The organism is Trinickia dinghuensis, assembly GCF_003367175.1.
Classification (GTDB): domain Bacteria; phylum Pseudomonadota; class Gammaproteobacteria; order Burkholderiales; family Burkholderiaceae; genus Trinickia; species Trinickia dinghuensis.
The window spans coordinates 208038-231851 of the sequence record NZ_QRGA01000005.1 but is presented as its reverse complement, the minus strand read 5'-3'; the positions used below and the strand labels follow the sequence as shown (position 1 = coordinate 231851).

The 23814-nt window shown below is 63.9% G+C and carries 16 protein-coding genes and 2 pseudogenes; 8 read left to right on the top strand and 10 right to left on the bottom strand.

Annotated elements, in window-relative coordinates; translation table 11 throughout:
• Positions 1–4: 4 nt before the first annotated feature.
• From DWV00_RS09300 to DWV00_RS09280, 5 genes and pseudogenes are all read right to left on the bottom strand, one after another.
• Positions 5–2080, bottom strand: a complete 2076-nt coding sequence (locus DWV00_RS09300) for a MacB family efflux pump subunit (RefSeq protein ID WP_115533278.1) — start codon at positions 2078–2080, stop codon at positions 5–7.
• 3 nt (positions 2081–2083) lie between these two features.
• Complete coding sequence (locus tag DWV00_RS09295; RefSeq protein ID WP_115533394.1) at positions 2084–3292, bottom strand: efflux RND transporter periplasmic adaptor subunit; 1209 nt, start codon at positions 3290–3292, stop codon at positions 2084–2086.
• A 235-nt stretch (positions 3293–3527) separates the two neighbouring features.
• On the bottom strand, positions 3528–4154 hold the full coding sequence (gene pncA, locus DWV00_RS09290) for a bifunctional nicotinamidase/pyrazinamidase (protein WP_115533277.1): 627 nt from the start codon (positions 4152–4154) through the stop codon (positions 3528–3530).
• 55 nt (positions 4155–4209) lie between these two features.
• Positions 4210–5511: pseudogene (locus DWV00_RS09285) on the bottom strand (3-hydroxyacyl-CoA dehydrogenase); the annotation flags it as partial.
• Between the two features lie 153 nt (positions 5512–5664).
• On the bottom strand, positions 5665–7332 hold the full coding sequence (locus DWV00_RS09280) for a 3-(methylthio)propionyl-CoA ligase (protein WP_115533275.1): 1668 nt from the start codon (positions 7330–7332) through the stop codon (positions 5665–5667).
• Between the two features lie 137 nt (positions 7333–7469).
• On the opposite strand from DWV00_RS09280, the gene DWV00_RS09275 reads away from it, so the two are divergent.
• The 5 genes from DWV00_RS09275 to DWV00_RS09255 all read left to right on the top strand — a co-directional run bounded on the left by DWV00_RS09275 (position 7470) and on the right by DWV00_RS09255 (position 11511).
• Complete coding sequence (locus tag DWV00_RS09275; protein WP_115533274.1) at positions 7470–9026, top strand: protein adenylyltransferase SelO; 1557 nt, start codon at positions 7470–7472, stop codon at positions 9024–9026.
• A 193-nt stretch (positions 9027–9219) separates the two neighbouring features.
• Positions 9220–9663: a peptide-methionine (R)-S-oxide reductase MsrB gene (gene msrB, locus DWV00_RS09270; protein WP_115533393.1), complete on the top strand. Its 444-nt coding sequence runs from the start codon at positions 9220–9222 to the stop codon at positions 9661–9663.
• 105 nt (positions 9664–9768) lie between these two features.
• Complete coding sequence (locus DWV00_RS09265) at positions 9769–10299, top strand: septation protein A (RefSeq protein ID WP_115533273.1); 531 nt, start codon at positions 9769–9771, stop codon at positions 10297–10299.
• 3 nt (positions 10300–10302) lie between these two features.
• On the top strand, positions 10303–10620 hold the full coding sequence (locus DWV00_RS09260) for a BolA family protein (RefSeq protein ID WP_115533272.1): 318 nt from the start codon (positions 10303–10305) through the stop codon (positions 10618–10620).
• Positions 10621–10731: 111 nt separating this feature from the next.
• Positions 10732–11511, top strand: a complete 780-nt coding sequence (locus DWV00_RS09255) for a peptidylprolyl isomerase (protein ID WP_115533271.1) — start codon at positions 10732–10734, stop codon at positions 11509–11511.
• 117 nt (positions 11512–11628) lie between these two features.
• On the opposite strand, the gene purL is transcribed toward DWV00_RS09255, so the two are convergent.
• The gene (gene purL, locus DWV00_RS09250) at positions 11629–15708 is read right to left on the bottom strand and encodes a phosphoribosylformylglycinamidine synthase (RefSeq protein ID WP_115533270.1); all 4080 of its coding nucleotides are present in this window, start codon (positions 15706–15708) and stop codon (positions 11629–11631) included.
• Positions 15709–16050: 342 nt separating this feature from the next.
• Between purL and DWV00_RS09245 the strand changes: the two genes are divergently transcribed.
• On the top strand, positions 16051–17340 hold the full coding sequence (locus DWV00_RS09245) for an FAD-dependent oxidoreductase (protein ID WP_115533269.1): 1290 nt from the start codon (positions 16051–16053) through the stop codon (positions 17338–17340).
• 91 nt (positions 17341–17431) lie between these two features.
• Complete coding sequence (locus DWV00_RS09240; protein WP_115533392.1) at positions 17432–19057, top strand: NAD(P)H-hydrate dehydratase; 1626 nt, start codon at positions 17432–17434, stop codon at positions 19055–19057.
• Between the two features lie 74 nt (positions 19058–19131).
• Here DWV00_RS09240 and DWV00_RS09235 read toward each other — a convergent pair whose 3' ends face one another.
• Entirely contained in the window at positions 19132–19884 is a 753-nt protein-coding gene (locus DWV00_RS09235) for a hypothetical protein (protein WP_115533268.1), read from the bottom strand.
• Between the two features lie 138 nt (positions 19885–20022).
• Positions 20023–20136 (bottom strand): annotated as a pseudogene (locus DWV00_RS34520) (integrase); the annotation flags it as partial.
• Positions 20137–20246: 110 nt separating this feature from the next.
• Between DWV00_RS34520 and DWV00_RS09225 the strand changes: the two are divergent.
• Positions 20247–21785, top strand: a complete 1539-nt coding sequence (locus DWV00_RS09225) for a Fic family protein (RefSeq protein WP_115533267.1) — start codon at positions 20247–20249, stop codon at positions 21783–21785.
• 278 nt (positions 21786–22063) lie between these two features.
• Here the strand turns inward: DWV00_RS09225 and DWV00_RS09220 are convergent, their stop codons facing one another.
• Both DWV00_RS09220 and DWV00_RS33625 read right to left on the bottom strand, forming a co-directional pair.
• Positions 22064–22726, bottom strand: coding sequence for a hypothetical protein (locus tag DWV00_RS09220; protein WP_115533266.1), 663 nt, complete (start codon positions 22724–22726; stop codon positions 22064–22066).
• 224 nt (positions 22727–22950) lie between these two features.
• Positions 22951–23736, bottom strand: a complete 786-nt coding sequence (locus DWV00_RS33625; protein WP_147297860.1) for a hypothetical protein — start codon at positions 23734–23736, stop codon at positions 22951–22953.
• Positions 23737–23814 lie beyond the last annotated feature (78 nt).

The following is a 23814-nucleotide window of genomic DNA, read 5'->3' as shown; positions in this document are numbered from 1 at the left end:
CGGGTCAATCGCGCGCCAGCGCTTCCACCGGGTCGAGCCGCGCCGCATTGCGGGCGGGCAGGAAGCCAAATAAGACACCGATCACCGTCGAGCAGGCGACGGCCATCACGAGCGAATTCATGGAAAAAACCATGCTCCATTGTTTGACGAACACCGAAAATAGGAAACTTGCGCCGAACGACAACGCGATACCGATCGCTCCACCCATCAGGCAGACGAGCACGGCTTCGACGAGAAACTGCAGCAGCACGTCGCCACGCCGCGCGCCGACGGCCATGCGAATGCCGATCTCTCGCGTGCGCTCGGTCACCGAGACGAGCATGATGTTCATCACGCCGATTCCCCCAACGACGAGCGAGACGACGGCGATCAGCGAGAGCAGCAACGTCAGCGTACGGCCGGTCGAGCGGACGGTCTTGACGATGCTGTCCATGTTGTACGTGAAGAAGTCCTTTCGGCCGTGCCGGCGCGTGAGCAATTCGGCGATGCCGCGCTCGGCCGCTTCCCCCGGCGTGCCTGCCTTGAGCCGCACCGTGATGCCGTCGAGCCTGCGGGCGCCGAACAGCCTCGCGCCTGCCGTCGTATACGGCACCCAAACCGTCAAGTCGCTCATCCCGCCGCCCCATCGCGCTTGCTTCTCGGCCGTCACGCCGATGACGGTGCATGGCACGTTGCCCACGAGAATCGTCTTGCCGATCGGATCGGTCTTCGCATCGAACAGCTTGCGGCGCGCGTTCTCATCGAGCACCGCGACCTGCGCGTAACGGCGTACCGCTTGCGCGTCGAACACCATGCCGGTGGCCAACGCGTAGCCGCGCACCTGAAAAAAGCGCTCGCCCACGCCGCTGACCATGGCGCGCACGTCGATGTTGCCGTGCCGAATCGTGGCCGTTCGGTAGATCGCCGGCGTCACGCTGTCGACATAGGGCTCGTTGCCGAGCGCTTGCGCATCGCCCGCGACGAGCGTCATGATCTTGTCGGCATCGCTGTCGCCCCAATCTCGCCCAGGGTAGACGTCGATCGTGTTCGTGCCCATCGCGGAGATCTCGTCGAGCATGTAGCGCTTCGCGCCTTCGCCGACGGCAACGATCGACACCACGGCCATGATGCCGATGACGATCCCGAGCATCGTCAGCAGCGTACGCAGCCTATGCGCGAGGAGCGCTGCCCAGGCGGTCGCGAATGCTTGTCCCACGCGGGCCCACGAGCGTGGAAGGCGGTACGAGCCGGCGGAGGCGGAGATAGACATGCAGGCGCCAGTTGCCGTCGTAGCCGTAGCCGTAGCCGTAGCCGTAGCCGTAGCCGGAGCAGGAGCAGGAGCAGGAGCAGGAGCAGGAGCAGGAGCAGGAGCAGGAGCATTATGTTCGGCCGCCGCGCGCGAATCCGATCTCTCGCAACGCAGCCGATCGCTGACGATCACGCCGTCGCGCATCTCGACGATCCGATTCGCGTGCGCGGCCACTTGCTCGTCGTGCGTGACGAGCACCACCGTCCGCCCGGCCGCATGAAGCTCGCCAAGGATGCGCATCACTTCGCGTCCGCTCGCGCTGTCGAGCGCGCCGGTCGGCTCATCGGCCAGAATTACGTCGGCGTCGTTCATCAATGCGCGCGCGATGCTCACGCGCTGCTGCTGGCCGCCGGAGAGTTGGTTCGGGCGATGTCCGGCACGCTCGTCCAAGCCGAGTTGTTCGAGCAGCGCATGCGAGCGCGAACTGCGAGCCTGCTTCGCAACACCGGCATAGACGGCGGGCACCTGAACGTTGCCCGCCGCGCTCAGATGCGGCAAGAGGTGGTAGCGCTGAAAGATGAAGCCAAAGTGCTCGCGGCGTAGACGCGCCAGCGCATCGGGCGGCAACGCGCCGACATCGACCCCGGCCACGCGATAGCGGCCCTCGCTCGGACGGTCTAGGCAGCCGAGCACGTTCATCAGCGTCGACTTCCCCGAACCCGACGCGCCCATGATCGCCACGAACTCGCCCGCCTCGATCGTCAGATCGATGTCGCGCAGGACCGCGATTTCCTTATCGCCCGCGCGATAGCGGCGCGAGACGCCCGCAAGCGCCAGCAGCGGTACGCTCATCGATCAGGCTCCCTCGGCTTTCTTGCTCGCGTCACTGTCTGGAGCCCCCTCGCCGACGATGACGCGCTCGCCTTCGCGCAAACCCGCCAGCACTTGCGCTTTGACGTGGTTGTTCATGCCCACTTGCACTTGGCGCGTTTGCACCTGACCGTCGTTTGCCAGCACGCGCACGGCGAACAAACCGCCAGCGGATTTCTCGCCCAGTGCCGACGACGGCAAGACCAGTGTGTTCTTTGCCGTGCCGTGCACGATCGATACTTCGGCGGTCATCGAAATACGCAGGCGATGTCCTGGATTGGGCACCTCGAACAGCGCGTTGTAGAAGACCGCTGCACCGCCACGCGAAGGGCTGCCGCCCGAGGCTCCGCCGCCCGAACCCGAGCCCGCACTGGACTGCTCCGCAAAATCGTGCGGCGCGGGCTCGATCGCGCGGACCTTGCCTTCATAGCGCTTGTCGGGATCGCCGAGCACCGTGAAATGGACGGGCTGGCCCGGCGCGACACGGAGCACATCGGCTTCGGACACCTGCGCCTTCACAGTCATCGTGTCGAGCGCGGCCAGTTTGAGAATGACGGGGGCTTGCTGTTCCGCGATGACCGTTTGCCCTTCACGGGTCACGATCGCAACGACCTCACCCGCCATTGGCGCGACGATCCGCGTGTAGCCCGCGTTGGCCCTCGCTTTGTCGACTTCGATGCGCGCCCGCTTCCAGCGCGCGCTGAGATCGTCGAGATTGGCGCGCTCGATCTGCGACTCCGCTTCCGCGCGCTCGAATGCTTGTTTCGACGTGGCCTCACGGTCCCAAAGCTCGCGCTCGCGTGCAGCCCCGAGCGCGGTCAGCCGCACGCGCGCTTCAGTCGCGCTGCGCTGCGCCGCGAGCGAGCGCTCGTCGGCTTCGGCCTGTTTGAGCGCATGCTCGAGCAGCGTCGGATCGATTTCCGCGAGCAGTTGTCCTGCTTGGACTTGATCGCCGAGTTCCGCCTTCAGGATCTTGAGCTGCCCCGACACCTGGGCACCGACGTCGACTTGCCGGTGCGCGTAGAGCGTGCCGGCGGCCAGCACGGCGTCTTCGAGATCGGCGCGCTCGACACGTGCCGTCAGATAAGGTGGGGCATCGTTCGACTTGAAGTGGCGGTATCCCACGAGCGCCGCCAACGCCAAGACGAGCGCGCCGGTGCCGGCAACGAGCCGGCGATATCGTTGTTTGATCATGCGGTGAGAGAGCGACGCCGCGGCAAAGCGGCAGACGAGGCGCCGCCGGCCCGTCACGCGACGGCTGGCGGCGATGAAGTGCGCGGCGCTACGCACGTTGTCGCGCGCCGCGGATCGAGCGGAAGGAACTGTAATCGTCTCGTAATTGACGGAGACGACAGCGTTGTTACGGAATGTTAATGAGAGACAAACGACGGAGTCGTCGAAACGGGCTGCGCCTCGGCTCGGTCTAGCTTTAGACCAGCGCTTGCGTCGAGCTCATCCGAACCACCCCCGCCGAGTCGAGTTGCTGCCGCGCACGCGCAAGCGAGCCGTCTAAATCGATCGCTCTGCACGCGTCTTCGATCATGACGACCTCGAACCCCGCCGCACGGGCGTCGAGCGCGGACCAGGCCACGCAGTAATCGGTCGCGAGCCCGCAGCACCAGACGCGCACGACACTGTGTTCGCGCAGGTAGCCCGTCAGCCCAGTGGGCGTTTTTCGATCCGCCTCGACGAATGCCGAATAGCTGTCGACGTCGCGCCGGTATCCCTTTCGAATGACGAGCCGCGCATGCGGGACGTCGAGCCCCGCATGCAATGCCGCGCCCGTCGTACCCTGCACGCAGTGGACGGGCCACAATACCTGTTCGCCGTAAGGCAGCCCGATCGTCTCGAACGGCTGGCGCCCTGCGTGGTTCGCTGCAAACGACGAGTGATCGCGCGGATGCCAGTCTTGCGTCAGCACGACGTGCTCGAACGCGGCGGCCAGCCGGTTCACGATCGGCACGATCTCGTCTCCGTGCGGCACCGCCAAGGCACCGCCCGGCATGAAGTCGTTTTGCACGTCGACCACGAGCAATACGTTCTCGGGTCCTTTCATGATTGTTCGCCTCGCATCTTGGGAAAGCCTGCTTCCCCTCGTTCCTCGTTACTCGTTATTCGGTAAAACGGCGCCCGCCTTGCGCCCATTCCACGAGCCGCGGCGCGATCTCCCATCCATTGCCGTTCGTCTGCGACGCGTATCGGCGGATCGCCTGCACCACGCCATCGAGCCCGACCGTATCGGCGTAAAACATCGGCCCGCCGCGCGACGCGGGGAAGCCATAACCTTTCAGATAGACGACATCGATGTCCGACGGCTTCGACGCAATGCCCTCGGCAAGGATTTTCGCGCCTTCGTTGACGAGCGAGTACACCAGACGCTCGACGATCTCGTCGTCGGCGATGGCTCGTCGCGTACAGCCGAGGCTAGCCGAATAGCCGACGATCATATCGGTGACGACGCTCGACACGTGGGGGTCGCGCTTGCCTTTTTCATAGTCGTACCAGCCCGCTCCCGTCTTTTGGCCGAAGCGGCCGGCTTCGCAAAGGCGATCGGCCACGCGCGGGTAATGCTGCGACGGCATCTCGCGATAGCGGCGCTTGCGGATTGCCCAGCTGATGTCGTTGCCGGCCAAGTCGCTCATTCGGAACGGCCCCATCGCAAAGCCGAAACGTTCGATCGCGCCGTCGATCTGCTCGGGCAGCGCGCCCTCCTCCAGCATGAACAGCGATTGCCGGAAGTACTGCTCGATCATGCGGTTGCCGATGAAGCCGTCGCAGACACCGGAGACGACGGCCGTCTTGCCGATCGTTTTCGCGACTTGCATGACCGTGGCGAGCACGTCCTTCGACGTAGCCCCGCCGCGCACGACTTCGAGTAGCTTCATGACGTTCGCCGGGCTGAAGAAGTGCATGCCGACGACATCGGCCGGCCGCTTCGTGAAGCCGGCGATACGATTCAAGTCGAGTGTGGACGTATTCGAGGCGAGGATTGCACCGGGCTTCGCCATTGCATCGATCCGCCCGAACACCTCTTCTTTCACGCCCATCTCTTCGAATACGGCTTCGATGACGAGATCGGCGTCCGAGATCGACGCGTAGGACAACGTCGGTGTTACGCGCCCCATGCGTGCGTCGCGCTCGGCCTCGGTCAGTTTGCCCTTCGAGACGGAAACATCGTAGTTGCGCCGGATCGTCGCGAGGCCGCGTTCGAGCGCCTCCGCCTTCGTTTCGACGAGCGTGACGGGCAGCCCGGCATTGACGAAGTTCATGGCGATCCCACCGCCCATCGTACCGGCGCCGATCACGGCCACGTGCGCGATCGTACGCAGCGGGGTATCGGCGGGCACGTCGGGAATTTCGCCGGCCGCATGCTCGGCAGCGCGTGCGTACTGCAACGCACGGCCCTCAGGTGTATCGACGGCCACGCCGTCGCGGATCGGGTTGTCCACTGCCATCGGAGTGCCTCCATGTCGAGCGGCACGCAGGTTGGGCCGCTTATCGATGCCGGCTAGAATACACACGATCGAACGACCGTGCATTTCCTTGTCGACTCGGACAGTCGGACCTCAAGCCGACTCCGAGCCGTCGCCGGACGTCGGCAGCACGTGACCGCGAAACCTCTCGCGCAGCTTGAGCTTCATCAGCTTGCCGGTAGCCGTATGCGGGAGTTCGTCGACGAAAACGACATCGTCGGGCATCCACCATTTGGCCACCTTGCCTTCGTAGAAGGCGAGCAGCGTCTCGCGCGTCACCGCCGCGCCTGGACGCCTGACGACGACCAGTAGCGGCCGCTCGTCCCACTTCGGATGGCGGCAGGCGATGCATGCGGCCTCGGCCACGTCGGGGTGCGCCACGGCGATGTTCTCGAGTTCGCTCGAACTGATCCATTCGCCGCCCGATTTGATGACGTCCTTGCTGCGGTCGGTGATCTGCAAGAAACCGTCGGGGTCGATCGTCGCGACGTCGCCTGTTGGGAACCAGCCGTCGATGAGCGGCGAAGCGTCGCTCCCCGATTCGTCGCCCGAAAAGTAACGGTCGATGACCCACGGCCCCCGCACGTGTAGATCGCCGAAAGCCACACCATCCCGCGGCAACTCGCGTCCGTCTTGGCCGACGATCTTCATGTCGACGCCGCAAATGACCGTGCCTTGCTTGCGCAGCAGGCGCCGGCGCTCCTCGAGCGGCCGCTGCGCCTGCTCCCAATTGAGCCGCGCAAGCGTGCCGAGCGGCGACATCTCCGTCATGCCCCAAGCGTGTATCACGCGCACACCGTACTCGTCCTCGAACGTCTCGAGCATCGACGGCGGGCAGCTGGAGCCGCCGATGACGGTCCGCTCGAGCGTCGAAAACGTCGCGCCGATCGACTTCACGTGTGCCAGCAGGCTCATCCATACCGTCGGCACGCCGGCCGAAAACGTCACGCGCTCGGCTTCCATCAATTCGTAGAGCGACTTGCCGTCCAGGTCCTTGCCGGGCAGCACGAGTTTCGAGCCAGCCAGCGGCGCGCCGTGCGGGATGCCCCATGCGTTGACGTGAAACATCGGGACGACGGGCAGCACCGAATCGTGCGCCGAGAAGCCCATCGCATCGGGCAGCGCCGCGCCCATCGCATGCAGATAAACCGAGCGATGCGAATACAGCGCGCCTTTCGGGTGGCCGGTGGTGCCCGAGGTGTAGCAAAGGTAGGATGCGAGCCGTTCGTCGAGCACGGGCCATTCGTAGTCGCCGTCCTGCGCGCCGACCAGGGCCTCGTAACCGAGCAGCGGCGCATCGAGCGCCGGAATGCCGGCATCGTCGGCCAGCGCGATCCAAGCCTTCACGTTCGGGCAACTCGGCGCCAGCTTGGCGACGAGCGGCGCGAACGTCGTATCGAAGAGGATGTAGCGATCGTCGGCATGATTGACGATATAGGCAATCTGCTCGGGGAACAGCCTCGGATTGATCGTGTGGCACACGGCGCCGAAGCCCGTCGTGCCGTAATACGCCTCGAGATGCCGATAGCCGTTCCATGCGAGCGTGCCGATCCGCTCGCCCTGCGCCACGCCGAGCCGCATCAGCGCCTGCGCGAGCTGCTTCGCGCGCCGCTCGCAATCGCGGTAGGTGTAGCGGTGAATGTCGCCTTCGATGCGGCGCGACACGATCTCGGTGTCCGCGGCATAACGCGCCGCGTGCACGAGCAGCGTCGACACGTTCAGCGGCACATCCATCATCTGGCCCAGCAACGGCATTGGCATGATTTAGCGCTCCTCGGGCGGGGGACGGTTTGGACCGGTTCAGCTCGATCAGTCTTGTTCTTTGTGCGGTTTGGGGCCGCGCACAGCGCGCCGCGGGGCGGCGTCTTACAATATCGGGTAACCCTGAGGCCCTCAATATGTCGTTTTCCCCAAGCGTCACCGAGCCGTCCGCACGAATCTCGTCGTTGTCCGATGCCCTGCCGGCCCCCCGCCCCGGCGCATTCGCCGGCCTAGGCCGTGCGTTCTACACGCGCCTGCCCGCCGCCCCGCTTCCGGCTCCCTACGTCGTCGGTTTCAGCGATGAAGTCGCGCGCGTGCTGGGGCTCGATCCCGCTATCGTCTCCGAACCCGGTTTCGCCGAATTGTTCGCCGGCAACGCCACACGCGAATGGCCGGACGAGGCATTGCCGTACGCGTCCGTCTACTCGGGCCATCAGTTCGGCGTGTGGGCCGGGCAGCTCGGCGATGGGCGCGCGCTGACGGTCGGCGAACTCGAACACGGCGGCGAGCGCTTCGAGCTGCAACTCAAAGGCAGCGGCCGCACGCCGTATTCGCGCATGGGCGACGGCCGTGCCGTCTTGCGTTCGTCGATCCGCGAGTTTCTCTGTTCCGAGGCGATGCACCATCTCGGAATTCCGACGACGCGCGCCTTGTCCATCATCGGTTCGGATCAGCCCGTGCGCCGCGAAGAGATCGAGACGTCCGCCGTCGTGACCCGCGTGGCGCCGAGCTTCGTGCGCTTCGGCCACTTCGAGCACTTTTACGCGGCCGACCGGCCGAACGAGCTGCGCGCGCTGGCCGATCACGTCATCGACCGCTTCTATCCGGCCTGCCGCGAAGCGGACGATCCCTATCTCGCGCTGCTCGCCGCCGTGGTCGAGCGCACGGCGCTGCTCGTTGCGCAATGGCAAGCGGTGGGTTTCTGCCACGGTGTGATGAACACCGACAACATGTCGATCCTCGGGCTGACGATCGACTACGGTCCGTTCGGTTTCGTCGATGGGTTCGATGCCGGCCACATCTGCAACCACTCCGATACGCAAGGACGCTACGCCTATCGGATGCAGCCGCAAATCTCCTATTGGAACTGCTTCTGTCTCGCTCAGGCCTTGGTGCCGCTGTTCGGCGAGCACTATGACGAAGCCGCGCGCGCCGAGCGCTCCGTGGCCGACGCCCAAGCCGTGCTCGAGCGTTTCAAGGATCACTTCGGCCCAGCCCTCGAAGGCCGCTTCCAAGCCAAGCTCGGCTTGACTGCGATGCGCGAGGGCGATGCCGCGCTGGCCGACCGCCTGCTGGCGCTCATGCATGCGAGCCGAGCCGATTTCACGCGGACGTTCCGCGGCCTGTCGCAGGTCTCGAAGCAAGACGCGCACGGCGACGGTCCCGTGCGCAATCTGTTCCTCGATTTGCCGGGCATCGACGGCTGGCTCGCCGATTACCGTGCAAGGCTCGCGGCCGAGCCGATCGACGATGCGACCCGTCGCGCGGCGATGAACCGCGTGAATCCGAAATTCGTGCTGCGCAACCATTTGGCCGAGACGGCGATCCGGCGCGCGAAGGAAAAGGATTTTTCCGAACTCGAGCGGCTGGCCGCCGTGCTGCGCCGCCCGTTCGACGAACAGCCCGAAAACGAAGCGTACGCGGCGCTCCCGCCCGATTGGGCCGGCACGCTCGAAGTGAGCTGCTCGTCGTGAACCGGACGCGTTGCCCGCTGTCTCGTACGTCCATGCATACGTCTCGGACCGGTACGGTGTCGCGCCGTGCATCCGAGTGCCGTCCGGCAGCGTATCTGCGGGTACGAATCGCCGATCCGCGCGCGCCGTCGATCGCGGCCGACGCCTCTCACCCGGCGCGCCCAAAGCCGCGCCGCTCAACGGAGACATCTCTATGAACGAACGTCCCACCGGTTTGCCCGATTCCTCCGATGCCTCGCGCGACACGTACGAGGTCAAGAAGGACGATAGCGCTTGGAAAGAACAGCTGTCCGACGTCGAATACCAGGTCACGCGCCACGCCGCGACCGAGCGTCCGTTTACGGGGCGTTACTGGGATCACTGGGAAGGCGGCGTCTACGATTGCGTCTGCTGCGGCACGCCGCTGTTCGAATCGTCGACGAAATTCGACGCCGGCTGCGGCTGGCCGAGCTATTTCAAGCCGATCAACGGCGAAGTCATCGAAGAGAAGACCGACCGCGCGCACGGCATGCTGCGCATCGAGGTGCGCTGCAAGAACTGCGGCGCGCATCTGGGCCACGTTTTCGAGGACGGTCCGGCGCCTACCGGTCTGCGCTACTGCATCAATTCGGCTGCGCTACAATTCGAGCCCAAGTAGCTTTCGGTCGCGGCGCCCGGCGCGGCGGCACGAGTGTCCCGGACACTAAGGCTACCGCGCGCGACGCGCCCCGTCCCTCGACGCTTTAGGACTTCAGCGGCCTTCATGAAATTTTTATTCGACCTGTTTCCGATCATCCTGTTCTTCGTAGCGTTCAAGCTCTGGGGCATCTTCACGGCCACGGCGGTCGCCATCGCGGCGACGCTCGTGCAGGTTGCGTGGGTGGCCTTTCGTCATCGGAAGGTCGATCCGATGCTGTGGGTCAGCTTGGTCGTCATCGTCGTGTTCGGCGGCGCCACGCTCGTCTTGCACAATCAGAAATTCATCCAGTGGAAGCCAACCGCGCTGTACTGGCTGTTCGCCGTCGGCCTGGCCGTCGCGCGCTATGGGTTCCGCAAGAATCTGATCGAAAAGATGATGGGCAAGCAACTGACGTTGCCGGAGGACGTCTGGGACAAGCTCAACATCGCCTGGGCATTGTTCTTCGTCGCGCTCGGTGTCGCGAATCTTTATGTCGTCGGCAACTTCACCGAGGCGCAGTGGGTCAACTTCAAGCTGTTCGGCACGACGGGGGCGATGGTCGTCTTCATCGTCGCGCAAAGCCTCTGGCTCACGAAGTACATGAAGGAGGAGTAAGCGATGAGCCAATCCGCCGATTTTCTCGGCGCATCGCCCGATGCGCGCATTGCCTTCATCGAATCGAGGCTGACCTCGGCCCTCGCCCCGCAATCGGTGGCCGTGCGCGACGACAGCGCGCAGCACGCGGGCCACGCCGGCGCGGCCGCGGGCGGGCATTATTCGGTAACGATCGTGGCCGGCGCGTTCGCGGGCAAGCCCCGCGTGGCGCGGCACCGGCTAGTGTATGATGCGCTGTCCGACGTTATGCAGCGTGGGATCCATGCGCTCGCCATCACGGCCTATACACCCGAGGAATTCGCTCGGCTGCCCGGCGCGTGAATTCACCTCGCGGCTGACGTCTCGAAGGGTTGAACCTCGAGTGCCCCATCCTTTGGACCGGGGCGCGCTGACTGAACCGATTCATTTCGACAGGAACGCTAGGAACTTCCGATGATCCACAAAAAGACCCGCCTTTGGGTAATGCTGGCCGCGTTCGCGGCCGCCCCGGCCTTCGCGCAGAACATCGCTGTCGTCAACGGCACGGCCATTCCGAAATCGCGTGCCGACGCGCTGGTTGCCCAGCTCGTGAAACAAGGTCAGCAAGACACGCCGCAACTGCACGATGCAGTGAAGCAGGAACTCGTCAATCGCGAAATCCTCATGCAAGAAGCCGTGCGTGAAGGGATCCCGAACCGCGACGACGTCAAGGCGCAAGTCGCGGTGGCTCAGCAGAGCGTCGTGCTGCACGCACTGATCGAAGACTACGCCGCGAAGAGCAAGCCGACCGACGCCGAAGTGAAGGCGCGCTACGACGAGCTCGTCAAGCAAGCGGGCGGCAAGGAATATCACCTGCACCACATCCTCGTCGACAACGAGCAGCAGGCGAAGGACCTCATCGCGAAGATCAAGGCCGGCGCGAAGTTCGAGGATCTCGCGAAGCAATACTCGAAGGATCCGGGATCGGGCAAGAACGGCGGCGATCTGGATTGGGCGAACCCGCACACCTACGTGCCTGAATTTGCCGCTGCGGCTGAGAAGCTGAAGAAAGGCCAGATGACCGACACGCCGGTGCACACGCAATTCGGCTGGCACATCATCCGTGTCGACGACATCCGCGACATCACGCCGCCGCCGCTCGACCAAGTCAAGGCGCAGATCGTTCAGCAAATCCAGCAGGAAAAGGTGCAAGCGTTCGAGCAAAGCCTGCGCGCGAAGGCGAAGATTCAGTAAGCAGTTAAGCGTAAAAGCGATAAGCACTGCTTTACGCAGAATCCAGCTTTAGTCGATGCAAACAACAATGCCACCCTCGGGTGGCATTGTTGTTTTTGATAGCGGCTCGTTACCGATTTATCCCAGCCAGCGCCGCGCGTTTTGGAACACACGCATCCACGGGCTCGCTTCGCCCCAGCCCTCCGGGTGCCAGCTCATCGTCACCGTGCGATGCACGCGCTCCATGTGCGGCATCAGCACCGTGAAGCGGCCGTCGGCCGTCGTGACCGACGTAATCCCGGCCGGCGAGCCGTTCGGGTTGAACGGATAGCGCTCCGTCGCTTCGCCGTGATGGTCGGCGAAGCGCATCGCCACCAATGCCTTGGACGCGTCGCCCTGCTGCGAGAAGTCGGCGAAACCCTCGCCATGGGCGATGGCCACCGGAATACGCGAATTTTCCATGCCGGCAAAGAAAATCGACGGCGACGACTCGACGCGAACGAACGAGAAGCGTGCCTCGAATTTCTCCGATTTGTTCCGCGTGAACTTCGGCCATGCATCGGCCCCCGGAATCATCGACGCCAAGCTGCTCATCATCTGGCAGCCGTTGCAGATGCCCAGTGCGAACGTATCGGCACGCCCGAAGAAGGCCGCGAACATGTCGGCCAGCTGCGGGTTGAAGCGGATCGTCTTCGCCCAGCCCTCGCCCGCGCCGAGCACGTCGCCGTACGAGAAGCCGCCGCACGCCACGGCACCCTTGAAGTCCGCCAGCGTCGCGCGGCCCGAGAGCAAGTCGCTCATGTGGACGTCGTAGGCGTCGAAGCCCGAACGATCGAACGCGTAGGCCGTTTCCAGATGCGAGTTCACGCCCTGCTCGCGCAGGATCGCCACGCGCGGACGCGCCCCCACGTTCAGGAACGGCGCGGCGACGTCTTCGCTCGGATCGAACGTCAGTTGCGGCGAGATGCCGGGATCTTGCGCGTCGAGCAAGGCATCGTACTCGGCATCCGCGCAAGCCGGGTTGTCGCGCAACCGCGCAATGCTCCAGCTCACTTCGCTCCAAGCGCGCTGCAACTCCGCACGCGGCGCATCGTAGATCTTCTTCGCATCGCGATAGATCTCGACGACGTCGCGCTCGTTGAGCTTGCCGACGACGTGCGAGCAAGCGCCCAAGCCGTGCTCGCGCAAAGCGCCGAGCACCGCGTCGCGATCGGCCGCGCGCACTTGCACGACGGCGCCGAGTTCCTCGGAAAACAGCGCGCGCAGCGTGAGGTCGTCACGCCGGCCGCTCGTCTGCTTGGCCCAATCCTTTGCATCGCCGTAGTCGAACTCGTGCGTCGCGTCGAGCGTCAGCATGTCGACGTTCAGCGACACGCCCACGTGACCGGCGAACGCCATCTCGCAGACGGTTGCCCACAGCCCGCCGTCCGACCGGTCGTGGTAGGCCAGCAGTCGATCGTCCGCGTTGAGCGCTTGGATCGCCGCGAAGAAACGCTTGAGGTCTTCGGCATCGTCGACGTCGGGTACGCTGTTGCCGACCTGCTGCGTCACCTGCGCGAGAATGCTGCCGCCGAGGCGGTGCTTGCCGCGGCCGAGATCGATCGCGATCAGTACCGTCTCGCCCGCTTCCGTTTGGCTGCGAAGCTGCGGCGTCAAATGGCGGCGCACGTCCTCGACGGGCGCGAACGCGGAAATGATCAACGAAACGGGGGCGACGACTTCCTTCGCCACGCCCTGCTCGTTCCACTTCGTCTTCATCGACAGCGAATCCTTGCCGACGGGAATGCTGATCCCCAGGGCCGGGCACAACTCCATGCCGATCGCCTTCACCGTGTCGAACAGCGCGGCGTCCTCGCCGGCCGTGCCGCACGCGGCCATCCAGTTGGCCGACAGCTTGAGCTTGTCGAGCGAAGCGATCGGCGCGCTCGCGATGTTCGTCACCGCTTCGCCGACGGCCATGCGGCCCGAAGCAGGCGCATCGATGACGGCCAGCGGCGTACGCTCGGCCATCGTCATCGCTTCACCGCGGAAGCCGGCGTAATCGGCGGCTGTGATCGCGCAGTCGGCCACCGGCACTTGCCACGGGCCGACGAGTTGATCGCGCACGCTCGTGCCGCCGACGGAGCGGTCGCCGATCGTGATCAGGAAGGACTTGCTCGCGACGGTGGGATGCTTGAGTACCGATACGGCGAGGTCGGCCAGCGACAAGCCCGTGACGTCGACCGGCGTGCGCTCCGTCGTCACGCGCTCGACGTTTCGGTGCATGCGCGGCGGCTTGCCGAGCAGGACTTCCATCGGCATGTCGACGGGATAGGAAGCCTCGCCTTCGGCGTGCGCGTCGATCAGTTGCAGTTGACGCTCGTCGGTCGCCACGCCGACGACGGCCAACGGGCAACGCTCGCGCGAGCAGATCGCTTCGAACGCCGGCAAATCGGCCGGCGCGATCGCCAAGACATAGCGCTCCTGCGCTTCGTTCGACCAGATTTCCCTCGGCGACAGGCCGCTCTCCTCGAGCGGAACTTGACGCAGTTCGAACCGCGCGCCCTTGTCGGCGCCGTCGACGAGTTCGGGGAACGCATTCGAGATGCCGCCCGCGCCGACGTCGTGGATGCTCAGGATCGGGTTTTTTTCGCCGAGCTGCCAGCAGGCATTGATGACTTCCTGCGCGCGCCGCTCGATTTCCGGGTTGCCGCGCTGAACCGAGTCGAAATCGAGTTCGGCCGTGTTCGCGCCCGTGGCCATCGAGCTGGCCGCGCCGCCGCCCATGCCGATGCGCATGCCGGGGCCGCCGATCTGGACCAGCAGCGTGCCGGCGGGCAGATCGTGCTTGTGCGTGTGCGCATCGGAGATGTTGCCGAGGCCGCCCGCGATCATGATCGGCTTGTGATAGCCGCGCACCTGGCCGCCGACGTTTTGCTCGTAGACGCGGAAGTAGCCGCCCAGATTGGGCCGGCCGAATTCGTTGTTGAACGCGGCGCCGCCGAGCGGGCCGTCGATCATGATTTGCAGCGGCGAGGCGATCCGATCGGGCCGGCCGTAGGCAGCGTGCTGCTCGTTCGGGTTGCGCATCGTCAAAGGCTGGGCCGCGTCGCGCGCGTTTTCCCAAGCCTGAACGGCGCCGGGCAATTCGAGATTGGAGACCGTGAAGCCCGTCAGGCCCGCCTTGGGGCGCGCGCCGCGGCCCGTCGCGCCTTCGTCGCGGATTTCGCCGCCCGCGCCCGTCGCCGCGCCGGCGAACGGCGAGATCGCCGTCGGGTGGTTGTGCGTCTCCACCTTCATCAGCGTATGCGTGAGTTCGACGTGGCGGCCATAGCGCTCATCGAGCGCACCGCGCTCTCCCGCCTGGGCCGGACGCGGGAACCAGCGCTCGGCCGGGCCGCCTTCCATGATCGACGAGTTGTCCGAATAGGCGACGATCGTGCCTTGCGGATTGAGCTTCTCGGTGTTCTTGATCATCTGGAACAGCGAGATGTCCTGCGGCTGCCCGTCGATCGTCCATTGCGCGTTGAAGATCTTATGGCGGCAGTGCTCGCTGTTCGCTTGCGCGAACATCATCAGTTCGACGTCGGACGGGTTGCGGCCGAGCTTCGAGAACGCATCGACCAGGTAGTCGATTTCATCGTCGGCCAACGCCAGGCCGAGTTCGCCGTTCGCGCGCTCGAGCGCCGCGCGGCCATGGGCGCGCACGTCGACGGTCTGAAGCGGCTTGGCCGGCAGTTCGTCGAACAGGTGCAGCGCGTCGTCGCGCGAGGCGACCACGCTTTCCGTCATCCGGTCGTGCAGCGCGGCGGCGACCAGCGCCCGCGCTTCGTCGGAAAGCGCTTTCTTGCCGCCCAGCAGACCGGCCAAACCCGACTTCAGCGTGACCGTGAACTCGATCCCCCGCTCGATGCGGCGCACGTGCGCGAGGCCGCAGTGACGGGCGATGTCGGTCGCCTTGCTCGCCCACGGCGAGACGGTGCCGATGCGCGGGACCACCAGGAACGTTTCCTGACCGCCGCGCCCCTCGCCGGCTGCGAACGGCTCACCGTAGTGCAGGAGCGCTTCGACGCGCTCGTTGTCCTGGGCCGACAGCGGCGTCAGCGCGTTGACGAAGTGCAGGTACTGGCCGCGCACGTCGACGATGTTGGCGTCGATGCGGACAAGCGTTTCGAGCAGGCGGGTTTGACGGAAGTCGGAAAGCGCCGAAGCACCGGGGAAGCACGAGAAGTGGGCCATGGAAGGACGTAGGCGTCGATGAGCCGGGCATCGCGCGGTTCGCGCGCGCATACCACGACGTGAGGCGAAAGGAAGACCGAGATTATACCTGGAACTCGGTCCCCGATAGGCTGCCCCGGCCCATCCGGACGGGTGCGCGTACCACGCTCGCGTCGATTTCGAGCTTCTTCGTCAGCTATCCGAATCCGTTTGGCGCTATCATTCGCGGTTTGTCTCATCGGCGCGAAGCGGCGTCGGCGGGCGAGCGCGGCGGCCCGGCCGTTGCGCTTCGCATGCGGCACGGCGCTTGCCGTGTCGTGCGCCGTGGCTGTTCGCAGTGCAGTGCACAGTACCAACTCATCCATGGATGTCATCGTCATCGGCGGCGGAATCGTCGGCGTCGCCACCGCCTACCAGCTTCGTGCGGCCGGTCACCGCGTGTGCGTCGTCGAACGCCATGCAACGGTCGCCCAAGGCGCAACTTATGGCCACGGCGGCATCGTGCTGCCTACGCCGCTCGACGCCTGGTTCGGCCCCACCTTCCTCGGCAGCCGCCGCGGGATCGTTTATCGGCCGGGCCTGAATTCGAGCGCGCGCCGCTTCGCCAAGCAGATCGCGCCCTTGCAGGCGCCCGATGCGTTTCGCGCGCAATGGCAGCGCCTGCGCCCGCTCGTCGAACTCTCGCGCGATGCGATCGCATCGATCGAAGCCGGATTCCATCTCGAATTCGAACAGCGCGAGGGCGTGCTGCATGTGACCCGCGATCCGCGCGAATGGGAACAAGCGCAAAGCGCGCTCGAACTGCTCGGCGAATTCGAGATGCTTCACAACGTGTTGTCGGCAGCGGAATGCGCCGAGGTCGAGCGCTCTGTCCCCGCCGATCCCGCGTTCGCCGGCGGCGTCATGTTCCCGCAGGAGCGCACGGCCAACTGCCCACTGTTCACGAAGCTCGTCAAGCAGGTGCTCGACGAGCAAGGCGGCGTCCAGTTCCTGTTCGGGCGCGCCGTCGAATCGATCCGGCTCGAAAATCAGCGCGCGGCCGTCGAACTCGCGCCGGCCGAGAGCGAGCGCAAGAGCACGCGTGAGGTCGACGTCGTCTCGTGCGACGCGATCGTCGTCGCGGCGGGCGCCGGCAGCAAGCCGCTGCTCGAGCGGCTTGGCCTGTCGCTGCCGTTTCATCCGATTCGCATGCTGTCGCTGACGTCCCCGATTGCGTATGAGGAATGCACGCCGCATCTGACCGTGGTCGATTCGGTGCGGCGGGTCTCGATGACGCGGATGAACCAGCGCATTCGTGTCGCGGGTGCCGCGGTGCTGCAGCCGGAGCGCGAATTCGCCAAGCCGTTGTCGGAATCGCTGCTCGAAGCGGGTACGGCGCTGCTGGCCCAGTCGACTCACGATTGGATTCCCGGTGCGGCTAAGATCTCGGCTGCTCATGCGTGGGAAGGGATGCGGTTGCTCTCGCCGGACGGCCTGCCCGTTGTCGGCAACGCGCTGCATCCGCGATTGTTCGTCAATGTCGGGCATGGCCCCGCCGGTTGGGGGCTTGCGTGCGGGTCTGCTAAAGTGGTCTCAGATCTGATCTCGGGCACGCCGCCGAGCGTGCCGCCCGATACGCTGGCCGCGCTAAGGGTCGAGCGCTTCGCGAGTTAGTCGGTTGGCTGCGGGCTGGTTTCGGGCCGGCTTCGAGCTGGGCGGTGGCCAAATGGCTGAATGTTCGAGATCGTCCTTGAAAGCGCTCGCCATGATCGATAACGCCTCCTCCCCTGCCCACCCGCATCTTCTCGTCTCGTCGGCCGACCGGCCGCTGCCCCTATTTACCGTCGCGCAATTGCGTGCGCTCGAAGCCGAAGGCGGAGCAGGCTTGCCGCCCCACGCGCTGATGGCTCGCGCGGGGGCCGCGTGCGCGCAGTATCTCGTCGAACGTGCTTCTCACGATGGCTCGCTGGCTGTCGAGCATCCGGTCTGGATCGCTGCCGGCCCCGGCAACAACGGCGGCGATGCGCTGGTCGTAGCCACGCGTCTTAGAGAGGCCGGCGTCGCAGTCGAAGTTTGCATGCCGATCGAAGTAAAGGCCGACGATGCGCGCTGGGCGCTTTCCGAAGCGCGCGCCGCGGGCGTGCCAATTTCGCACGTGCCGCCGGCGTCGCTCGACAGCTATGGCTGGATCATCGACGGGCTGTTCGGCATCGGGCTCGCCCGGCCGCTCGACGGCGTTTTCGCCGATTTGGCAGAGCGGATGAGCGCCCGCGCAGGCACGCGCGGGCGGGTGTTGGCGCTCGATGTTCCGAGCGGGCTCGACAGTGATACGGGTAACGTCGTCGAAGGGGGCGCCGCAGTTCGCGCAACCGACACGGTCACGTTCCTCGGCGCCAAGCCCGGGCTTTATATGACGCGCGGACGCGACTTGGCCGGCACCGTGACGGTTGCACCCCTTGGGGTCGACCTGCCCGTCGCGCACGCCGTCGTTCGGCTGAACGCGCCGTCTTTGTTCGTTGAGCGCTTTCCGTCGCGCTCGTTTGCTTCGCATAAGGGAACGTACGGCAGCTTGGCCGTCGTCGGCGGCGATACCGGAATGTGCGGGGCGCCGATTCTAGCGGCGCGCGCCGCACTGCATACGGGCGCGGGCAAGGTTCATGTTGCCTTCATCGGCGAAGGCGCGCCGCCCTACGATCCGCCCTTCCCCGAACTGATGCTTCATCCGCCCGGCACGCTCGGCTTCGGCCTGGAAGCCATGGATGCGCTGGCCATCGGCTGCGGCATGGGACATGGGCCGCGCGCCGTGTCGTCGCTGAAACAAGCGATCGCGTCCGACCTCCCGCTCCTGCTCGACGCCGACGCGCTCAACTTGCTCGCTAGCGAGACGGCGCTGGCCGATGCGCTCGCCGCGCGGGCCGTTATCGACGTGGACGGTAATGCCGACGCCGAGTCAGGAGGCACGGCATGCGCATGTATCTTGACGCCGCATCCGCTCGAAGCAGCTCGACTGATGGGATGCGACGCGGCACAGGTCCAGCGTGATCGCATCGGCACAGCGCGAGCGCTGGCCGCGCGTTTCGGCGCTGTCGTCGTGCTGAAGGGTGCCGGCACGGTGATCGCCTCGCCCGACGGTCGTGCGGCCGTCAATCCGACGGGCAACGCGGGGCTCGCGACGGGTGGGACGGGAGATGTCCTCGGTGGCATTGTCGGCGCGCTGCTGGCCGAGCGGCTGCCGAGCTACGAGGCGGCATTGGCCGGCGTCTATCTGCACGGCTGGGCCGCAGACACACTGACGGCGAGCGGCCGCGGCCCCGCGGGGCTCACAGCCGGCGAACTGGCGCCAGTCGTGCGCGACTTGCTGAATCGGCTGGTCTATCCCACGCGCGATTGAATCGGCGCTACGTCCCTGGGGGCGGCATGTGTCACGTGCGCCCGTGACTGTCGCGCCAAATGGTTTCCGAAGGCTTAGGGCTCGACCGCAACATCCTTCTCGTCGCCCATATCGTGATAGCCACCTTGCGATATGACGGTGACGTAACGCGGGTTTTTTGCGCGGTAGACGTTGGCATAGATGGGAGTAGCCACGATGCCTGCGCCGCAGGGGAATGTCATCTCCCGGTCGATTCGTCCACTTTTGATATTGACGAGTCGCAAACGAACCATCGACAACGGGCAATCCTTGGACGACTCGTACACGCCCAGCAGTAGATGAGTTTTCGTGTGATGCCACATGGGTATTTCAACCACGCCGGTCACTCGAAGGTGCTGCGGATCGGTGTCGTTAAGACTCCCAACCTGATGCAACGCGATAGGCAGAACGTTTTTGCCATCGCGCCACTCGCCCGATGCCTCCGTGCCACTTACTTTCAACGCGATAGGGCAAGGAACGGGGTGCGTTGCCGAAGGTGCCGGCACCTTCGGCGAATCGGAAAAGGAAGCAGGCTCTATCGCTTCGCACAACTGCATCGTGCCATCGGGTTGACGTTTGCCTTGCAGTGGAATGGGAATGCGATGGGCATCGTAGTAGTAACTACCGTCGACGTGCCACTGACCTGGCTCATTACGGTCAACTTCATCGTAGGTCTGCAAGGACAAGTGAACAGGCAGGCTGCCGATCGTGCCGGCATAGTTTTCGATCTCATACCATCCGGCGTGGGCCGACGATGCCGCGGCCAACAAAATCAGGCACGACCAAGAGAAATTTAATTTGCGCTTCATCGGGTGTTTTCAATTGTTGTCGACAGCTAAGCCGATGGATTGTCCGCGATCGGAGTCTCTATGTCGAACGTCCCAAATGGCACTTACCGGCCGGCGTCGCGGACGGGTCCGTGCGGACCCTGCACCGGCTGCTGGACGCAACTGCACCACCCGTAGGTTCTTCATCCGCCGATAGATCAGCGAAGCTTTTGTGCGGCGCATCGTATGGGTACCGTATGCGGTGTCGTCCAGGTCAATCGATGCAGTCCAGCGCGAGGCCCTCCCTCTCAGCAAGGTGAGGAGCGAAGATTTTTCGAGGATTCACCCTTAAAAATAGTCATTTGCGATAATATTTCGAGACTTCTGAACATTTTTCGAGTCTCATGGCCGAGCTGGAACCCGTTGGCTACCAACACCTTATCGAGAACCTAAACCTGGAACCGCAGGTTCGGCCACTCGAGGCTCCCGCTTATCTAAATGGTTCCGTGAACCAGAAAGTGCGCGGCCACAATGGATTCTGGTATCCACGCAAAACCGCGGTGGAGCAAACACTTATTGGGCACGTCGAATTCGCGCTTCGCAATGAGGGGGTGAATCTCGAGGTGCTTGAGGCGGTGTTCGAGCACCTGCCCGAGGCTGAGCTTCTACGCCGGTGGTCCGAGTCGCCGAACAGCGCGTTCGTACGAAGGGCGTGCTTCCTCTGGGAGTGGCTAACCGGCGGCAATCTGGTCGTCGAGAAGAGCCCTTCAGGCGCCTACGTCGATGCACTGCCAGAGGCTGATTACTTCACGGCGGATTCCGCGCACGCAATCCGGCACCCGAAGTTCCGCGTGCGAGACAACCTGCCTGGCACCCGCGATTTCTGCCCTCTCGTGCGACGCGTTGCGCTGGCGGATGGACCGTCTCTCGATGATTTGCTGGATGAGGCGAGCCTGACACTCGAGCAGGTCACCGACGCAACGCTCTACGAGCGCGCGGTCCGCTACCTGTTCCTTTCCGAGACGCGCAGTAGCTACAGCATCGAACGGGAAACGCCCAGCGGCAACAAGGGCGAGCGCTTTGTCCAGCTTCTTGCGCGAACCGGCGAGGAAGAGCGCATTACCGAGGAGTGGCTCGTCGACTTGCAGAACGTTATCGTCAGGGATGCCTACGCCCAGGAGGCGTCTTACCGGACGAAACAGAACTGGCTCGAGGATGGAACGGGGCGGGTCACGTTTTTTCCGCCACCGCCCGAAGACATCCCGCGCACCATGGGAGGATGGGAGGCGTTCATCAACGAGCAGTCCGGCGCTGGCGGATATCGGTGCTCCAACGTGCTCGTGCGGTCCGCTTGTGCGGCCTTTGGATATGTCTACCTGCATCCCTTTCTGGATGGGAACGGGCGTATCCACCGCTTCCTTATTCATCACGTGATCAACGGTGCCCGTCGATTGAAGGGCGGGGCCATCGTGCCGGTTTCAGCCGTCTTCAAGCGCCACGAAGACGCGTATCTCGACGTGCTAAATGGATTCTCCCGCCCGACCACGCGACTGTGGCGATATGCGCCCGGTGAGGACGCTCCGCACGTAATTGCATCGCCGGGTGGGCGACCCTACCGGTTCTTCGACGCGACACGGGAAGTCCAATTCCTGCACCGCATGCTCATCGAGGCCGTGAGGACCGAGTTGCCGCGCGAGCTGCACTGGCTAAGCGGATTCGACGCCGCATTTGAGCAACTGAACAGCGAACTCAATCTCGCCCGCCCGGACCTGTCGGCGCTCATCCGCATGGTGCAATCGAACAACGGAAAGCTGTCGTCGAACAAACGCAAGAAGTACCCGCATCTGCCCGATGAGGTCATTGCACGGATCGAAGAGGTGGTGCGCGAGGCTTTCAGCTCGCCATCGGCACTCACCAGCAGTGACGGCGAATCCTCGCCCTGAGCGGTGGAGCACCCTGGCGCACCTCCGGACGCGACAATTTTTCGAGGATGGAGCGCCAATGACAAGGGCAACTGAAGAAATTTCGATAAAAACGACAGAATTTCGTATGGCAACAGCGATGTCGAGGTGCATCGGGTTCGCGATGCCCGGAGGCGCTCGCATGTTCCGGATTGAGCCTGCGTTACGCCCCTTGAGGGCTAGCCTGCCCCACGCATCGATCCCGATTGAGCGGGATCGACCGAAAGGGCTGACGTTCGCCACCTGTCTGCCAGTTAGAACTACCTTTCGATAGAAATGCTGTCGACGGTTGTGTCGGCGATTCCGGATTCCTTGGATCCCTCGCGCGTAGCGAGAAAGTAGCCAAGTGCCTCGACGTAGTATCCCTTGACCGGACCGTCGCCGAGTCTCAAGCAGTCGAGCGGCCACGCATTCCCGGGAAGTCCGCTACTCACCTTGCTTGCGCTGACAGGGCTCCCGACCTGGCAGTCCAGGCCGGAATCGCTCGCCTTACCCTTGCCGGGGACATCGACGGCTTCGGTCGCGAAAGATACTTCGCCGCCCTTTTTCCAATCGTGCGCCTTGACCGTTAACGCTTGCGTGACGGAAACGCTCGTGTCGACCGCGCTCATCTTCGATTTGAGCTGGACAAGTCCAACCATTTCTCGATCGACGTAGAAGTTGGGGCTGTAGATTTCCCGTACTCGAGTCAGGCCGTCCGCCGTCGGCAGAAGGTCGACCGCGATCTTGACCGTGCCCGTCGAGCTGCTTTTCATCGTTTCGAGAATCCGCGCCGACTTGAAGGACGAGCGGGCCGGAAGATTCGCATTGAACGCTTGAGCAGCCGCCACGATGGAGTTCGGTGCGGAGACGCTGTCGAAATCGGGAATCGCAGCCGTCGGCTTCGCGACTTGCGCTGCAGCCGGGACGCTCGCGAGCGCCATACAAACCGAAAAAGCACCAAAGGTCAGGGGGATACGCATCGGTCGGAACACGGAGGTTGAAACCTCGCTTAACGGCATCTTGTAAGCAAGTCTTTAGCTACTTTCGATGCCCGATGGGGCATTCGCGCGGCTCGAACTTTGGCCGTGGCTGGGCAATGACCGAGCAATCGCGAAGCTTCAAGTTCCGGAGCCGCGGATCTTCCGAACACCTTGATTTGGAAGGCCTAGCTGCCCAGCGCCCTTTTCTTGTTCGGGTGCTCCGGATAGTACGATGCATTTCGGTTAGGCTTATTGCAAGCGCCACATAGAGGGCGCAGATTTATATAGTGATCAAAGCAGTCATTTATCAGCTCCCCGTACTGGCTTGCCGCATCGCAGAGGGTGTAATAAATTGTACCGACATCATTCAGCGTATATTTTGCGTCACGCGTATTAGTGGCTTGACACGCAAGGCCACCCACTTGCCCTCTCCATGTCGCAACCGCATCCAGTCCTTTGCCTTTTGCCGGGCCGTCGATCGTCAGCCCCATTGCTCGAAATACCTTGCAAAGCGGCTCTAACTCATTCCCTGCCTGTGGCCGCTGATGGTCAATTGTTATGTTTTTAAGCGGCAGAACTATTCCGCAGTCGTAACATGGAACCGTTGGTTCTGCAACTGGAGGCACGGCCTGGTTGGCTTTATCGACATACGAAATCGTGCGATCTTCGAGATGATAAAAATCTTTCCATTTATCAAGGTCCATTATTGCCCGGTGATCGCCAAAATTACAAGCGTGGTCGCTTATGATGCGCTCGAACGCTTGGATCTGTGTCAGCGATACCGTTTGCACGATTTGCCATTTACTACCTCCGACTTGGCGCCTTAAGCTTGCATTCAAAGGTCCCTTTTTGATGAATAGTTGCGCGCCGTCGGCTGGGCCGGACCTTCCGGTGACAATCGAGACTGCGGGTTTCGAGACGTCATATAGCCTGCTGAGACGCCTCAGATATGGGCTTATTTGAATTGTCATTGCTCCTCCGTCAACTAAAACGTCAGATAAAGAATCACATATGTATTTGCGCACTTCGCCTCGACTGACGCGAACGCG

Bases quoted from the DNA above. Each gene is read 5' to 3' on its own strand.
- DWV00_RS09300 (WP_115533278.1), bottom strand. From the start codon at position 2,080: ATGAGCGTACCGCTGCTGGCGCTTGCGGGCGTCTCGCGCCGCTATCGC.
- DWV00_RS09295 (WP_115533394.1), bottom strand. From the start codon at position 3,292: ATGATCAAACAACGATATCGCCGGCTCGTTGCCGGCACCGGCGCGCTC.
- pncA (WP_115533277.1), bottom strand. From the start codon at position 4,154: ATGAAAGGACCCGAGAACGTATTGCTCGTGGTCGACGTGCAAAACGAC.
- DWV00_RS09280 (WP_115533275.1), bottom strand. From the start codon at position 7,332: ATGCCAATGCCGTTGCTGGGCCAGATGATGGATGTGCCGCTGAACGTG.
- DWV00_RS09275 (WP_115533274.1), top strand. From the start codon at position 7,470: ATGTCGTTTTCCCCAAGCGTCACCGAGCCGTCCGCACGAATCTCGTCG.
- msrB (WP_115533393.1), top strand. From the start codon at position 9,220: ATGAACGAACGTCCCACCGGTTTGCCCGATTCCTCCGATGCCTCGCGC.
- DWV00_RS09265 (WP_115533273.1), top strand. From the start codon at position 9,769: ATGAAATTTTTATTCGACCTGTTTCCGATCATCCTGTTCTTCGTAGCG.
- DWV00_RS09260 (WP_115533272.1), top strand. From the start codon at position 10,303: ATGAGCCAATCCGCCGATTTTCTCGGCGCATCGCCCGATGCGCGCATT.
- DWV00_RS09255 (WP_115533271.1), top strand. From the start codon at position 10,732: ATGATCCACAAAAAGACCCGCCTTTGGGTAATGCTGGCCGCGTTCGCG.
- purL (WP_115533270.1), bottom strand. From the start codon at position 15,708: ATGGCCCACTTCTCGTGCTTCCCCGGTGCTTCGGCGCTTTCCGACTTC.
- DWV00_RS09245 (WP_115533269.1), top strand. From the start codon at position 16,051: ATGGATGTCATCGTCATCGGCGGCGGAATCGTCGGCGTCGCCACCGCC.
- DWV00_RS09240 (WP_115533392.1), top strand. From the start codon at position 17,432: ATGATCGATAACGCCTCCTCCCCTGCCCACCCGCATCTTCTCGTCTCG.
- DWV00_RS09235 (WP_115533268.1), bottom strand. From the start codon at position 19,884: ATGAAGCGCAAATTAAATTTCTCTTGGTCGTGCCTGATTTTGTTGGCC.
- DWV00_RS09225 (WP_115533267.1), top strand. From the start codon at position 20,247: ATGGCCGAGCTGGAACCCGTTGGCTACCAACACCTTATCGAGAACCTA.
- DWV00_RS09220 (WP_115533266.1), bottom strand. From the start codon at position 22,726: ATGGCGCTCGCGAGCGTCCCGGCTGCAGCGCAAGTCGCGAAGCCGACG.
- DWV00_RS33625 (WP_147297860.1), bottom strand. From the start codon at position 23,736: ATGACAATTCAAATAAGCCCATATCTGAGGCGTCTCAGCAGGCTATAT.